At 40.0% G+C, this 16,399-nt stretch carries 9 protein-coding genes; 2 read left to right on the top strand and 7 right to left on the bottom strand.

Annotated features, from left to right (window positions below):
- Nucleotides 1–2 precede the first annotated feature (2 nt).
- The 5 genes from IEE83_RS25145 to IEE83_RS25125 all read right to left on the bottom strand — a co-directional run bounded on the left by IEE83_RS25145 (nucleotide 3) and on the right by IEE83_RS25125 (nucleotide 8,294).
- Nucleotides 3–1,235, bottom strand: coding sequence for a sulfite oxidase (locus IEE83_RS25145; protein WP_194123214.1), 1,233 nt, complete (start codon nucleotides 1,233–1,235; stop codon nucleotides 3–5).
- 221 nt (nucleotides 1,236–1,456) lie between these two features.
- A complete protein-coding gene (locus tag IEE83_RS25140) occupies nucleotides 1,457–2,242 on the bottom strand; it encodes a ferritin-like domain-containing protein (RefSeq protein WP_194123213.1) in 786 nt (261 codons plus the stop codon).
- Between the two features lie 30 nt (nucleotides 2,243–2,272).
- On the bottom strand, nucleotides 2,273–3,001 hold the full coding sequence (locus IEE83_RS25135) for a ferritin-like domain-containing protein (RefSeq protein ID WP_194123212.1): 729 nt from the start codon (nucleotides 2,999–3,001) through the stop codon (nucleotides 2,273–2,275).
- A 219-nt stretch (nucleotides 3,002–3,220) separates the two neighbouring features.
- On the bottom strand, nucleotides 3,221–4,237 hold the full coding sequence (locus IEE83_RS25130) for a T9SS type A sorting domain-containing protein (RefSeq protein ID WP_194123211.1): 1,017 nt from the start codon (nucleotides 4,235–4,237) through the stop codon (nucleotides 3,221–3,223).
- Between the two features lie 19 nt (nucleotides 4,238–4,256).
- Nucleotides 4,257–8,294: a beta strand repeat-containing protein gene (locus tag IEE83_RS25125; RefSeq protein ID WP_194123210.1), complete on the bottom strand. Its 4,038-nt coding sequence runs from the start codon at nucleotides 8,292–8,294 to the stop codon at nucleotides 4,257–4,259.
- Nucleotides 8,295–9,931: 1,637 nt separating this feature from the next.
- Here IEE83_RS25125 and IEE83_RS25120 point away from each other — a divergent pair.
- Nucleotides 9,932–10,228, top strand: a complete 297-nt coding sequence (locus IEE83_RS25120; protein ID WP_228101970.1) for a hypothetical protein — start codon at nucleotides 9,932–9,934, stop codon at nucleotides 10,226–10,228.
- A gap of 128 nt (nucleotides 10,229–10,356) precedes the next feature.
- Entirely contained in the window at nucleotides 10,357–11,727 is a 1,371-nt protein-coding gene (locus IEE83_RS25115) for a sigma-54-dependent transcriptional regulator (protein ID WP_194123209.1), read from the top strand.
- On the opposite strand, the gene IEE83_RS25110 is transcribed toward IEE83_RS25115, so the two are convergent.
- Together IEE83_RS25110 and IEE83_RS25105 are read right to left on the bottom strand one after the other, a co-directional pair.
- Entirely contained in the window at nucleotides 11,715–14,279 is a 2,565-nt protein-coding gene (locus IEE83_RS25110) for an ATP-binding protein (RefSeq protein ID WP_194123208.1), read from the bottom strand. The two genes, IEE83_RS25115 and IEE83_RS25110, sit on opposite strands and share 13 nt — an antisense overlap.
- A gap of 168 nt (nucleotides 14,280–14,447) precedes the next feature.
- Nucleotides 14,448–16,391, bottom strand: coding sequence for a c-type cytochrome (locus tag IEE83_RS25105; protein WP_194123207.1), 1,944 nt, complete (start codon nucleotides 16,389–16,391; stop codon nucleotides 14,448–14,450).
- Between the last annotated feature and the right edge of the window lie 8 nt (nucleotides 16,392–16,399).

Here is a 16,399-nt window from a genome sequence, read left to right as displayed (position 1 = left end):
TCTTAACTTACTTTCACTGCAATTCTTTCACATGCATTGTTAAGATATCCACCCGGATTCCAGGAAGGAATTACCATGGGTTGAGAAACGCCGGAATCATCCGTAGCTTTCACCCAGACTTCGTAATAACCTTTCACAGGAAATTTAATGTTGGTATTCCAATGTTGCCATGCAAGTCGATTCACAGGCGCTTCAAGTTTACAACTCTGCCAGGTCGCACCAAAATCTATCGAAACTTCCACCTTTTTAACAGATTGATCACCCGCCCAGGCATGCCCGCGTAAGGGTAGATTTTCTCCGGAAGTAATTACCGCACCTGTTTTTGGAAAAGTTATGATCGATTTAACAGGCATGGATTCGATGATCCTGAAAAATTCATCCGTTGTAGGAAGTTCTGTTCCGGGAGGAACCGGATTTTTTGGCATTTTGTAGCTATGCCCTTCCATTTTGGCTCCGTCATGTACTTTATTCCGCACAGAAATCCTGCTCAGCCATTTTCCTGAAACCGAAGCCGGCCATCCACCGATAACCAGACGTAATGGATAACCATGAAATTCAGGAATATCTTTTCCATTCAATTGCCAGGCGATTAAAGTTTCGTCTTCCATAGCCTTGGCAATAGGCACGCCTCTTGAAATAGCTTCTTTTTTCGGATCTTTGCTCAAATGCAGATCTTTGCCATGATAGCCGATATAAACTGCATCACTTTTAATACCTACATCTTTTAAAATATCCTTCAATTTTACACCAGTCCATTCTGCACAATGCACGGCGCCTTGTCCCCATTGATTTCCGGATGCGGCAGGATAGTAGCCTGAACGGCCGTTTCCACCACATTCAAGTGTAAGTTGGTAAGTATAATGTTTGAATTTCTTTTTTAATTCTTCAAAAGTATAAGTTTTTGGAGCTATGACGGACTCTCCATCAATGATTAATGTCCAATTCTTTACATCAATTTCCTCGGGAATCAACCCATTATTCCGGATAAACATTTTATCAACCGGAGTAACACGGTCGTCTAGCAAGTTCAGAGGAGATTCAACATTCCATGGTTTATCACCCTGAACGATCATGTCAGTATTTTTTCCTTTTAACGCGTCTTTTTCACCTAACGCAATAGGAAGATATTTTCTGGGTAATTTGTCTGCAAAAACGATTTCACTACCCAATGTAGTAGCTATGGCGGCAAGACTGGTTTTTTTCAGGAAACCTCGTCTGTTAAAATATGACTTCATAGAATGGGATACTAACTATAAAAATTACAAGGTCAATTTATAACAAACCTCGTTATTAAAAGTCATCATTCCCTGAAAATTACTCAAAAAAAGGCCATCCTACCTAAGGATGGCCTTGCGATTCAAGAAATAGCGTGTTTCACTGATTTGAACTTTCATTCTCACTGTTAGTGCATGTATATGTTCAACAGGAAGGGATTTACTGGTTCAATTTTTCAATTTTACAAGAAAAGACCTGCAATGGTAAGTACCTGATCTTTTGTAAGCGGTTCATCAAATGCCTCAGTAATAGCCGCATCCGATTTTCCTGACAAGCCGGTTAAGTTTACACCACCTTGTGTTTTGTTATCTTCTCCTGCATAAACTGGTGCTGGTGCGCCGTCTGCATTTGTGATCCAAGATTTTATTGCAGCATTACCGGTAGCAGCACCAAGCAGTTTACGGACAATCGATGCGTGACGTGCTTCCACTGAATGTACCTGCAAAGCATATTGTAACAAATCAGGATCGCCCATTAAACCGCCAGCCTGACCTTTATACGCTCTTACGCCAGTATCTTCCAAAGCATGTGAAACGGTAAGAAATGTATTATAATCTGTAAACACTGTTGCAAAAGCACCTTTTCCTGTAAAATCAAAAGTTGGCTTTGCTACCGCTTTTGCACCTAATGCGCCTTTAAGGAAAGCAACGTGCTGAGTTTCATGTTTACCAATTTGTGTAAAAATTGCTTTATCGGTAGAAGGAATTAAACCAGCCGCAGCATTAGCAGTTTGGTAAAATCCATCTTCAAGATATTCAAGTGTCAAAGCAAAGTTTAAAATATCAATAGCACCGGCCGACTGGGCATATGCCTTGTTAACGATCGAAGCAAAAGCTGTTGGTACAGCCACAGAAGCAATTTTGCTTCCGATTCTGTTCATAAAATGACGGCGTGTAGCATGTTCCAAACGGCCCATTGAATCACCATCTATTTTTTGAATTTCATCTAATATTTTGAAAATGTCCATATCGGTCAAAAGTTGAAGTCTGTTGGAAAATTATTTAGGTAAGTTAGCTCCGCTAATCTTGGTTTTTACGTAAGGCTGAACGGCAGCAAGAATAGTTGCAGAAGCTGTTGCTTTATCTAAACCATTTGAATCGATTTGCGTATCGCTTGCAAAATCAGCTGTTTTCGGTGTCAGCAAATCGCTGATCGCAGCTGCATGACGGGCTTCAACTGAAACAATTTTCCCAGCAATTAACAGGTAGTTTGCATCTTTAATAAATTTACCTGCACCATTGTATGCTGCAACTCCGGTATCTTCAAAAAGTTTTGCTGCGCCAAGAACTGCCGCACGACTTGTGAAATCAATTTTTGAAAAATCAACTTCAAGTGCGGGAATGATCTGTGTAGGGGCAGCTGCTGTTAAAGCGGCTTTGAAAAAATCTCTGTGGATAACTTCGTGATCGCGGATATCTGTAAGAATTGTAGTTTCAGCAGCTGTGATTCCAGTGTAAGGCGTTTTTACAACTTGTTCGTAGAATGCAGCTTCCAATTGTTCCAGCGCATAGGCGTAGTTTAGAATTCCTACATCACCTGAGCCAAGGTCAACAGTTGCTCCATCAACGGGAGTTACATTATCATCATCGTCATTTTTACAAGCTCCTAATGCAAGTGTACCCACTGCTGTTGCAACACCTGCTGAGCGCAAAAACAGTCGTCTGTTCAGAACTGATTTTTGTCCGTCCTTTTCAGAATCGTTTGGTGAAATTTTATTTTTGATCATAGCAATTAAAGGTTACGATTTTCCTTTCGCCCGTCGAAAGATTATTTGAAAAACCTACGCCTGTAAATTGTCTTTAGATCAATCAATAGTAAAAAAGGTATAATTTATTTACTATTTATCATGTTTCTATTTTATGATTAACGGTTACTATGTGCATAAAAAAGCCCCTGGAATAAATCCAGAGGCTTTTGTGTATAGTGCTTTATCTTCTTGTTATGTTTATTGTTTAACTACTTTATGGGAAATTACCGCGCCGCTTTTGCTCATCATTTGAACTACATACAAGCCTGCCGACAGGTTTTGTACGTTGATTTCACTGCTTGGTGTAGCGGAAGATTGATATACTGTTCGTCCGTTGGCGTCAAAGATTTTGACGTTTTTCACAAGGCTAAAATCATCTGTTTTAATGATTAGTTTTTCAGCGACCGGGTTAGGATAGAAAGAGGTTACAAGATCACCTGCAAAGGTCAGGGACTGAATTCTGCTGTAAGCAAAAGTAGCATCTTTATCGATCATTTTCAGACGGTACAGGTTTTCTCCATTCAGCGGTTTAGCATCTGAAAAAGTGTAGTTTTTCAGCGTAGTACTTTCACCGTTAGATTTCTGCGTTCCGATCAAATCCCAGCTTTTACCATTTTGACTTCTTTCAATTTCGAAACGGTCACTGTTAGTTTCCGCCGTTGTTGACCATTTCAATTGAGCCATTTGGCCTTCTTTTGTAGCTGTGAAGGAGGTTAGGGTGACTGGGAGAGCGGAGCTAACCGCAATACTGGTTGTAGTGTTATCATTCCCAGTTTGGTTGCCGGTTGTTTGCGGTCCATTAAAACCTAAGCTTCCTGTTACTGTCCAAGGTCCGCCAACTTCATCACCAGAGACAATTAAATTAAGAACACTACAATCAGATGGGCCAAATGTTGCAGTTGTATTAGCCAGAGTAATAGCGGTTCCGGTATTTGAAACGATTGTCCATCCAGCAGTACTGGTTTGTGTATTAATTCCTAAAATTGTTACTGACGCACCCGTCAGAGATATTAGCGGACGAAGTATGTCAATTGGAACAAAAACGTTATTTGGAGCATTATTACAAACTGTTACTTGTATAATTCCCTGAGTTCCCTTAGTGATGGACCCCGGATTAGCCAGTAGGTTAATACTAACATCTTGAGCCTGAACCTTATTGACCAGCGTTACTACGCTAAGAATAAGAAATGTTTTTAAGATTATCTTTTTCATCATATAAATGTTAAGATTAGTACTAATTGGCTGTAATGGTTCTAATTACAATATTGTTTTCGAATACGACTTCCCCACCAGATTCCGCTACAATTGTCACTGTAAGATTTTGAGAGGTATTCGATGGTACATTTGCTTTTCTAGTAATCTTAAAGCCAATCTTTGCCCTTCCATTTGCAGGAATATTAACACTCGGTTTGGAAGATACGATTATGAAATTAGGATTGGTGTCTGAAAAATTCCAGTTCTCATTTTCATTGACGATACCACCTTCGACATTTGAAGTAGTATTGACATTTTGATAAGTAATATCAAAAGCTGAAAGCTTGGAAACCCGGAAAGTAATTGTTCTTGACAAATCAGTTGAAGTATTCTGGATTTCATAAAGGTTAACAATGAAATCAAGGGAACCTCCCGATGCCGCAATGCTAAGGTCATTGATTTGTATTGTTGGGGTCAAATCAGGAACTGCTAACACCAAAACATGCAATGTAGCCGTAGCACAAGCCGAAGGCGATCCATTATCACAAGTTGTATAGATAAAATCTACTGGCCCTGTTACACCTGTTGCCGGTACGAAAGTAAAGCTTCCGTCAGCAAGCAGGTTGAAAACACCTTTTGCGTTGGTAATGCTTTGTGTCGTTACGCTATGCCCGTTACCTTCAGGATCTGTATCATTCGTAGAAACATTTCCAGTAGCAGTAATTCCCGCGGCAGTGCTTACATAATCATCAGCAGCATAAGTTGTGTTTGTAGCTCCCGGTTGTTTTACTGTTACATAAACGGTAGCGGTTGCGCAAAGGTTAGTTCCCGGCGTTTCGCATACTGTATAAGTAAATAAATCTTCGCCATAATAACCGGCCGCTGGTGTGTAAACAACATTTCCTGCAACAACCGAAACGGTACCGTGTGCTGGTGTTGTCGGTGTTGGATCACCAAGGACGCCACCTGTATTTCCGGGGCCATCGTTTGCTTTAACATTGATTGTTACTGAACCAGGGCTTGTAGCGGCACCGGTTACAGCAGCAATATCAGTGTTAGCAACGGGTTTATTGGTAACTTTTGTAGGATCAGTAACCGTAATTACCAACGGAACGTCTGTACAAGCAAGGTCAGGAACACAGACAGGTACCTGATAAGTATAAACCCCAACCGTTGTAGCCGTGAAAGTATAAGTTCCATCAGTATTCAATGTAAATGTCGCTCCGGCAGGGTTGCTTCCACCAGCAGTGGCTGTTGGTCCGTAAGTGGTTCCGGCTGGTACCTTATCATTTGTGCTGACATTACCCGGAACCGGTACATTGATTTGTGTTACATTGAAATCAGGATTTTTGACAATGTTACAACTTAAAGCACCACCTCCCTGAGATGTACGGGTATCTACAAAAGCTCCATAAACGTCATTTTCGTTAATTACGCTGGCAAGCGCTCTGAATTCAATTCTTATTTCATCAAATGGCTTAGAAGCGATAAAGCTGACATTGGTTGTAGGAGTTCCAGTTGTTACCGTCAGTACACCCAGCAGTTCCAGATTTAGCAAACCGCCACCAGTTCTTGATTCCTGGAAAGTACCGTTGTTATATGTAGAAATTGTGATTGAATTTAACAAATCAACCTGCGCAATGCTGCCTACCGGTCGGATAATAAATCCGGCTGCTGTTCCAATTGGATATGTATCAATAGGATTAACTACTGCGATAGAAGCAGTAGCACCAACGTTAGCTACGACTGTAACTCTGGAAAAATCAGAATTGCTCGCGGATACAACATTCCATGGATTAGCTATCGTACAACCTGCACAAACAGCTCCTGTAATGCCTGTATTAGCCGAGTTAATAACCACCGGGAAAGAAGGCTGGGTAAGCAGGTAACTATTGTTACATGCAATTGTTCCTGCACATAATTTATCAAAAATGGCACCATATATCTTTATGTTACCAAGATCGGCACCTGCAACCTGATTGAAAGTGATTTTAACTTCATCGTAGTTTACTGTGGCTACTATACCAACAATTTGACGAGTGGTTCCCGTCAAAAGTGCAGTAGAAGCTCCGACGATTAAAGCATTTCCCGTGCCGGTTTGAACTGGCAAGCCGTCATTGAACAAAGTAATAGTAGCAGTGCTTAGAACACCTGCTGAAAGCAAAGTAGATGTCTCTACATCAAAGCCCGCGAAGGAAGTAGGTAAAAAAGTTTCCAGTGCATTACCAACAGCGAAACTTCCTGAACTTGCTACACCGGCCGCCATAACAATAGTCGCTGCATTTGCAGGGTCACTATCGATTACATTACCAGGATTGTTAACAGTACATGCCACGCATGCAATAGAATTAATACCAGTATTCTTTCCATCGACAAAAACAGGAGAACCCGGATTTGTAACACTAGTCAGGGTATTACAAGCAAGTTGATCGGCAATACAAAATCTTGTGAAAACAGCACCGAAAACTTGTGTTGTACCAACATTTACACCGACTGTCTGGCTAACCTTTAATTTTACCTCATTAAAAGGAAGCTTGGTAAGGAATCCGACAACCTGTCTTCCAGTTCCACTTAATAATGGAGCAGAAGCTCCTGCCGCAGTACCATTTTCAAAGAAATCACCTGTTGCTACCCCATTAAGGTACGTTTCAATACGCAGTCCGCCTAAAACGGAAGCACCAACAAGTGCCGGGCTGTTAATATCAAATCCGGCAAATGTTCCTGCGGGATATGTTGTCACAGCATCTCTTATTGAAAGGCTTCCCGATCCGGCTACACTTGCCAAGAGCGCAATCTCTGCATATGTAGCGGGGTCTGTATCAATAGCATTATCTGTATTATTTACGGATCCTACTGAAACTCCTGTAACACCTGTATTGGGTCCATTTACAAAAACAGGGAAATTACCAAGTCCGCCTGTCAAGTGGGTAGGAACATTACAGACCAACTGAGGCCCGGCGCAGAAGGTTTCAAACACAGCGCCATATATTCTTGTTGTTCCAAGATTTGCACCGGTAAGTGTCAAAGTGATTTTTACTTCATCAAATTCTTTTGTCGTTATAAAACCAATTTTTTGACGTGTATTTCCCGAAAGAAGTGAAGTCGATAGTGATATCAGATTACTACCAGAAAAGCTCTCCTCGGCAGTAGTGTTTCCGTCTTTATAAGTTGAAATCGTTAACCCTCCCAAAACATTTGCCTGAAGTAAAGAGGTATTCTGTATATCAAAACCAGCATAGGTTCCTGCCGGATAGTTAGTTTTGGAGTCTGCCACGGAAAGGCTTGCATTTCCGCCAACACTTAGCAAAAATGCAATTTCCGCATAAGAATCGGCATCGTTGTCAACGGCATTAATTGCATTATTTACGGACCCGACAGATATTCCTGATACCCCTGTATTTGCAACGTTAATAATTGCAGGAAAAGTTGGTGCAGCTAATAATGTAGGTGTGTTGCATGCAAGTGCATTTGATGGAGCCGCACACAAATTACCAACTATCGCATAGTAGACGTCTACTGAGCCTGCAATAAGACCTGAATAAGTGAAACGTATTCTGTCATAACTCTTAGTGGTGTAAAACCCTAATTTGGAAATTCCGGCTGTGATTTCACCAGAAACAAGCGAAGTAGTTGTTTTGCTTTCCTGCTCAGTATTTCCAAGATAGGTTGTTATTGTAGCGGCTCCCAATGCTGATGACAGTGCGCCGTTGCCAACGGCAAATCCCGCAAATGAACCACTTGGGAAAACGTTGGTAGTAGTAGCATTATTATCTTTCACCTGAATCCATCCTGATCCTCCAAGAATAAAGTCGAAGTTCGAAGGTGTGGTCAGATTGGCATCAGTAAGTCGGCTTTTGTTCGAAAATTCATCTGTCGAAACAATCGATTGACTGGAGGTTACCGTCAGATTACCAAATGCTGAAACTGTTAATGGCATGTACGTATTACATGTTGCGCTGCTGACCTGTGCAATTGCATTGATGGATACAAACACAGAAAAGAATACATACAAAACAGCAAAAAAGCAGGCATAAGCCCTGCTTCTCGCGAAAGCGGTTGAATTTGAAAATGATTTCATGGTTTCTATATTAGAGGGATTGAAAAACTTTGACCTTTGGATAAGTAAAAGAATGAATACCAAATGACGTGAGCCTTAGCTTATCAAGCGACGGATATAGAGAAACCGCTTTACTGATAAATAAATGATGACGAAGTGATACACACGAAGGCCGGTGTATAATATCTCTCCGAATACGGAAGATAGAAGTGTTCATAACGGGATTAATATATAGTGAGAAATAGTTAGTAAAAGCGCATTATATTATCAGGCATAGTTCTCCCGCAAGGATAAAATCTCGTTATCCTAGGTACAGAAAAGCCGATCAAAAAAGAAATTAAAGAATTACTGGCGGCGAGCCACACTCGAAATATGAATAGGACTGAAGGGTTTGTCCCCGGAATTTATCATATTTTCCGCGACTGTGAAGACGGGGGGATAGTAGTGTTGTGCATTTCATAAAATGTACTATAAATGGTGAGAAATATGTTTATGGGTATTCTTAGAATCGTCAAGACATAAACTGCCTTCCTAACTAGAATATATCCTTTCAATGAGATCGTTGAAAATCTTATTAATATTACTATCTCATTTGACAGTAGTACAGGCTATATTTTAATTTTCCTTCTCTTCTTCTTATTACTACCTTTTAATGATTGTGGAGTTCCGGGCTTGTTTTTACAGACCAGATTTTAAGCCAGCAAGTTATGAGCTATACCGGCAGCATTGTGGGTAAGGTTACTGCAAGGACTTGTAATCTGATTTATAATTTAAGCCTTCACATCTTCAATATAGGGTAATATTCCATTGTATTATCTAAAATTAAATTACTGGTTGGAAATATCAAACTAGTGTCATTCCGTTAAGTATTTTATTCTATCATAAACATAGTAAAATTTCTACAATAAACTAACACTTAATTGGAAATTTTTACTGAAAAAATATTTTACGGTAGAATGACGCTCTGAGTCAGGAAAAAAATGTCAGAATATTGAGAAATTTGAAGAAGACTTTCTTGGTGTATGAATGCGATTATGTAATATAATATCGACAGTTCTTTTTTCTTTTAAGATGGGTCAATAGACACAAAAAAACATCAAAAATAAAAGCCCGGTATAAATTATGCCAAGCTTTTGTCTTTGATGTTTGTACCAAAAAGTACAGATTTTTGAGATAACGTTGAGTAAAAGTTTATGTAATATTTTTTAAATTTTAATGTTAATGAATATTTAATCGGTATATCAGACCACAATAGATTACAATTTCAATCCGAAGTAATACTTGTTCTACACAAAATCGGGTAAAAACTTCGATGTAAATATATAAAAATATTTGTAATTATATAAATGGTTGAAATAAAAAAATATAATTTTTTTTTGTTTTGAGAACTATCGTAGTTGGCCGGAAAAGATATTTAAAAGACGGTAATGTGATAAAATATCAAATTTATTTTATAATTTCTATCTTGATTACAATTTCTTATAAATACTGGTATGAAGATTTATTCTGTGATATATTCTAACTTTCTTATTATCAGTAGTTTTAAAACGATATTGGTCACATTTACTTAAATTTTCCAGGAGATAGGCGGAGATTTTATTGTGTTATTCTAAAGATTAAAAAGCCTGAAATAATTGTTGAACAAAATTGAAAAGATCATGAAAAAACTAATAATGGCTGTAATAATGGTATTTTTACTTTCTTCATCTTTTGCTAATGCCACAGCCAATAGTAATGTAGAAGTTTTAGTACAAGACAAGATGTCTGTAAAACCAGAGGATTTGCCTGAACCTATCAAGTCTACGCTTTCTGCAGGCGCTTATGCAGGATGGGAAATTACCGAAGCCTTTCTAATAACGAAGCCTGACAAGACTCAGTTTTTCGAGATTATTGTAAAAAAGGGTAGCGAAATGTCAAAAATTAATCTTGATAAAGACGGCAGAAAGGTTGAATAAAGGTTTTAGGAAAGAAAACGCCAAAAAGCAGAAATATTCTCCGGCTTTTTGGCGTTAATTTTTGCAATTTTGCATTTCCGCAAAACGTTAGATAAAGAAATTTTTAATACTTAATCCATTTTTGCCTTATGGCTCACTTGCTCCTTGTTGAAGACGATACTACATTTTCTAAACTGCTAAGTAATTTTCTTGGTAAGCATGGCCATGAAGTGCAGGTTTGCTCAACAATAGCCGGAGCAAAAGAAGCGATACGTTCAAATGCGGGAACTTCAAATGAGTATGCCGTATTGATGCTGGATTATCGACTGCCTGATGGCAATTCCCTGGATCTTTTAAAATTGCTGAGAGAGGAAGGAAACAGAACGCCTGCATTGATCATGACAAGCTTTAATGATATCAGGACGGCCGTGACAGCTATGCAGAGCGGTGCATTTGATTATATTACGAAACCAGTCAATCCGGAAGAATTGTTAATGGTTTTGAAAGAGGCATTGAATAGAAAAGAAACTGTTTCTGTAAAGACAACCAAGAAACCTGAAAAGCAATCGCTTGATTTCATTGAGGGAAATAGTAAGATTTCAAAACAGCTTTACGAGTACGTTCGCTTAGTGGCACCAACGGATATGTCAGTGATCATTCAGGGTGAAAGTGGTACGGGTAAGGAACATGTAGCGAAATCAATCCACCGTTTGAGTAAACGTAGTGAGGGTCCGTTTGTAGCCATAGATTGCGGATCACTGTCAAAAGACCTGGCTGCCAGCGAACTGTTCGGACATAAAAAAGGTGCTTTTACGGGAGCGCTACAAGATAAAATTGGTCAGTTTGAAGCAGCTGACGGCGGGACATTGTTCCTGGATGAAATTGGTAATCTTGGATATGATGTCCAGATAAAATTGCTCAGGGCATTGCAGGAAAGAATTGTGGTACCAATTGGAAGTACAAATCCTGTTAAGGTTGATGTCCGGTTAATTGCTGCTACAAATGAAGATTTAATGGTGATTTCTCAAACTGGCGACTTCAGGGAAGATCTTTATCATCGCTTGAATGAGTTTAAAATTCAGGTACCTGCGCTTCGTGAAAGAGGGGAGGACTTGGCAGTATTTATTCAGCATTTTGTTGATAAAGCGAATGAGGAATTAGGAAAGGATGTTCGTGAAATATCTAAGGAAGTAATGGATATTTTTCAAAAATATGACTGGCCTGGTAACTTGCGCGAACTTAATAATGTAATAAAAAGGCTTGTGCTCTTATCAAAAGAAGAGATTGCGGATCTTAAATCACTTCCTCAGGAAATGATCACTTCGATGCAGGCAGTACCAGCCGCTCCCGTAAAATTGCCGGGAGGTTCCGATCTTAAATTATTACAGGAGACGCATGAAAAGGAAATGATCGAAAAAGTTTTGCAGGATGTCCGCTACAATAAAAGTAAGGCTGCGAAGCTTTTGAACATTGACCGCAAAACACTTTACTATAAAATCGAAAAATATCAGATCGAATAAGAAAGAATCTTTTCGTCAATCTGTTCTATCAATAAATCAGCCTCTGCAACTGTTTCATTCAGTTCGGAGGCTGAAATGCTTTCAGGGTTTTCTCTAAGTGAAACTTCGATTTTTCGGAATTGGACCGAGATTTCGGGTGCTCCAATTTGTCCAATACGACCCGATAAACGATGCGCTATCTCTGTAATGGTTTCAACATCATTATTAGATATAGAATCTTTCAAGTGCGATAAATCAGTCCGGGTATCTTTTACAAATTGTTCTAAAATTTCTTTCAGCAAACTTTCATCACCAAAAGTCATTTCTTCCAAAACACTAAAATCTGGGGCACTTGACAGTTTTTCTGCACTTACAACAGGTGGATTGACAGGAATTTTTACCGGCTGATTATCCGAATTTGCCTGTAACAAATCCAGAATTTCATTAGCATGAAACGGCTTCATTAAGATTCCGTCAAATCCCATTTCCAAAAGATTACTTTGTTCTTCCGGTAACGCTTGTGCCGTCAGGACATAAATTTTAACAGACTTCGCCGCTACTTTTCTTAAACGCTGGCATAATTCTGCACCATTGAGGCCAGGCATACGCATATCCGTTAGCACGACGGTAACTTCGTTGTCCCATTCTCTCGCCAGAACTTCTTCGGCTGATGAAAAACATTCGTGCGCAATATGATGGCTTTCCAAAACCGAAGCACACCATTTTAGGATGAATGCATCATCATCTACAAGCCAGACTTTGCCGGTAATGTTGTAAGTTTTTTCCAGTGATTTATCTGTAATTCCTGTCGGTGTTTCACCTTTTGGAAAATCTGTGTTAACAATAAATGTTGTTCCTTTATTTAATGTACTGTTCACTTCAATAGTGCCGCCCATGGCATCCACCAGCGCTTTTACAATACTCAATCCTAAACCGGTTCCTCCAAAACGACGGGCGATAGAAGGATCCGCCTGTTCAAACTGATTGAAAACACGGTTTGCCTGCTCTTTTGACAATCCGATTCCGGTATCTTCAACTTCAAATTTTACAGTGTAATTATTTTTTATTTCCGTGTGCGTAACCCGTAGCGTTACCTGACCTTTTTCCGTGAATTTGATGGCGTTTGTAAGCAAATTGTACAGGATCTGACGAAGCCGGAATGGATCTCCTTTTAAATACACATCTGCACCAAGTGAATTTTCCAAAGACAAAACCAAAGATTTGGCAGTGGCCGTCGGACTCAACATTTTTACTACCTCGTTAAGTAAAGGTGTTATAGCAAAAGTGCGTTCTTCAAAAGTGAATTGATCTGAAATAATCCTGCTGTAATCCAGCACTTCATTTACCAGATATAACAAATGTTCCGATGCAGAATGAAGTGTTTCCAGATCTTCTTTTTTCGGTTTTTCTTCTTTTTTCAGTGCTTCTGCATAACCGATAATCGATTGCAGCGGTGTCCTAATTTCATGACTCATATTGGACAAAAACCGCTGTTTTGCCATACTGTGATACTCGGCTTCTTCTTTTGCTTCTTCAAGTTCGTAACGGTATTTGCTGCTTCGGGTAATATCTGTAAAAATAAAATAAGCCAGCAAAGCGGTTAAAAAGAAAAATCCGATCATAATATATTCGATCTGATTGATACTTTCTCCAACCATATTTTGGGTTTGCAAACCATCCGTACTAGCCTGGCGAACAATCTCACCTTCAACCTCCTGCATCACATTTCGCAATTGTCCCACCAGCGCATTTCCAGCCGTTGTTAATTCATGTTCACGATTAACAAAGCGATCTGTTCGGGCACGCTGGGATTTTTCAATGGCTTGTACCGCAACGCCAACCTGTTCTATAGTGCTGTCTTCACGCGCAACGGTCAGCGTATCAATATGTGATGTAACTTCTTCTTTTCTGACAATCTTTGGCACCACAACCGGCGGTGCGGTTTTTACTTTTTTATTACCAAAAACGCGGTTGAAAAATCCCTTTTTTTCTGCCTCAGGGGCTGCGGAAGCCACTGGTTCTGTGTAAACTGTCGTGGTGGTAGTTCTTCTTTCTGTGGTAATTACAGTGCTGTCCGGTTTCTTCTTTTTCTTGGTCGTGATAAGTCCGGAAATGCTATGTACTTCTTCTGAAAGTGCCTTATTATTTACAAGTTTGGATCTAACTTTTACATAATCACTGTAAATACTGTCGCGGGCGATGAGGATGCTTTTCATCGAATCAATGCGTATTACCTGCAATGGTGTATCGCGACAAAAGAAACTTAGCGTATCCAGCGTACGGATAAGCTGCGCCGACTGATTCAAAAATTGCTGCTTAATAGAATCTTCTTTTTCAGGAAGGGGCCGTGCATTTTGCAGTTGGTCCAGCAAAAGAATATCCTTGAAAACTTTGTTTACAATGCGCAATTTTTCGCTGGGCGTAGAAAGAATTTCCAGCTTTTCCAGCATGTTTTCAAATGCAATTTTACTGACAATCCATGAAGATCCGAGCGCTATGGCGGCCACAAAGAAGCCCAGCAGCACCTTGCCTTTTACAGACTTTGTAAACGATCTGTTTCTTTTTGAAGACATTATAGATTGATCATGTATTTGTTAGTAACGCAATTTTGCAAAAAAAACGTTTAGTTTTCCAAAGAATGCATTTCGGGTCAATTTTAGAGAATCAGGTTTTAATATTTTAAACAAAAAAAGCAGGCCACCTCAATAAGAAGTGGCCTGCCGAAATATTTTTTTGACTTATTATTTTGCCAAGGAATTGATCCAGGCGGCAATTTTCATTGCATCTGCTTTTGGAACCTGAGGCATTGGAGCCATTGGTGTTGCAAAATCAGGCCAGTTTTCAGGCTTCGGAGCGTAGATTAAATCAACGATCTGCTGATTTGTATATTTACGTTTCGCAACATCAACATAAGCAGGACCCACTACTTTTTTATCCATTGCATGGCAAGCCAGACAGGTATTTTTTGTCAGTAAAGGTTTAACTTCTTCCCATGTTGGTGCTTTTGAAGCTGAGGCAGTTTTCGCTGGTGCAGCTTTTCCTTTTCCGTCCGGAGAGATATGTTCTTTTACCGGTGCTGCTTCTGTTGCTTTTACATTTCCTGATCTTGTTGTTTTCAAATCAGCGGCTTTCAATTTCTCGCCGTCAGGAATGTTGTTTAATGTGTAATAAGCATCCGGGTGAACAAGTGACCAGTAATTTCCGGCAGCACGTACACCTTCAAGCTGGATTTTATGAACAAAATACTGACGCATTCCGTCCAGTACGATTCTCACTTTTTTGCCATCTTCTGATACTTTCACGCCTTTTACAGTCACTTCTTCTGTATTGATCGGAGGACTTCCGTATACAGGATAGTGTTTGTACAAATAGCTGCTCACTTTATAAGAATCAAGATCTTCCGCAGATTTGCGGTCAACCGGCATAGTAAATTCAATTTCAAAACCGTCTGGCTGCGCTTTTACAGTATACATTTCAAATGGCATTTTACCATTCCAAACCAAACGCTGCAAGCCCTGATTTGCATCACCAGCTGAACCCCATCCGCGGTTTGTTTCACCCACGAACATAGAACCATCTTTATCAAAAGCCATACGCAAAACACCCGACTGGAATCCGCTGCGGAAACCGATAGAAGCACCCTGATATTCACCTTTTACTTTTTCAAGCACCAGACGCATGATATTACTTTGTCCCTGGTCACCTACAAAAACCTGACCTGTAAATGGACCAAAACCACCTTTTGTTTCATCCATAATCAATTCAGAAGTAGAAACTCCGTGAACACCATAAGGCAACCAAACAGCAGGAAGCTGAACCATCGGATATTTTTCTTTCAGCTGATACAAGAACTGAGGCGTTTCGTTACGCGTGTTTTCAGGTTTGATAGCGCGGTCGTTCGAATCCCTTTCTTTGCGGTTATCACGTTCTGCGAAGAATTGTTTTTCAGTCAATTTAACCGGAGAATTTGGTAATTCAGCCCATTTCAAACCGGCTGGATGTCCCATAAATCCACCTTTTTTCACAGGAAAAACACCACCTGTTCCCATCCAGTCACCCTGATTGTCTGTATACCAAAGTTCGCCAGCCAACATACTGATACCGGCAGGAGAACGAACTCCCGTTGCGTATGGCTCAAACTTTCCATCAGGCGTGATACGGAAAATCCATCCACGGCCAGGAACACGGCTTTCGCCTCTCCACCATTCTTCGTCACCAAATGCTACGTTTCCACTTACGAAAAAGCTTCCGTCCGGTGCAACTTTTGGACCGAAAGAATATTCATGATAGTGACCCGATAATGGCCATGCATAAACGGTTTCATAAACATCTGCTTTTCCATCCCCATTTTTGTCAATCAGTTTTGTCAACTCGCCACGTTGTGCACAATACAAAACACCATCTTTGTAAGCAAGACCAAGAATTTCATGCAGACCTGTTGCGAATTTTCTGAAATAGGGCGTGCGGCTCGTTGGATTATCCACGATCCACACATCTCCGCGACGTGTTGAAATTCCCAGAGATCCGTTTGGCAAACTTGTCAGACCACCCACTTCCAATACAATTCCCTCAGGAATCGGCGGGGTGATAATCTTGTAAAAATCCTCCTCTTTCGGCGATTCCTGAGCTTTTACCATCGGTAGAGCCGCCAAAATTATTAATGCTATTTGAGCAATTTTTTTCATTGTTATTA

Source organism: Dyadobacter subterraneus (assembly GCF_015221875.1).
In the GTDB taxonomy this organism is placed as follows: domain Bacteria; phylum Bacteroidota; class Bacteroidia; order Cytophagales; family Spirosomataceae; genus Dyadobacter; species Dyadobacter subterraneus.
The sequence above is the reverse complement of the archived record's forward strand: the minus strand, read 5'-3'. Positions and strand labels throughout refer to the sequence as shown.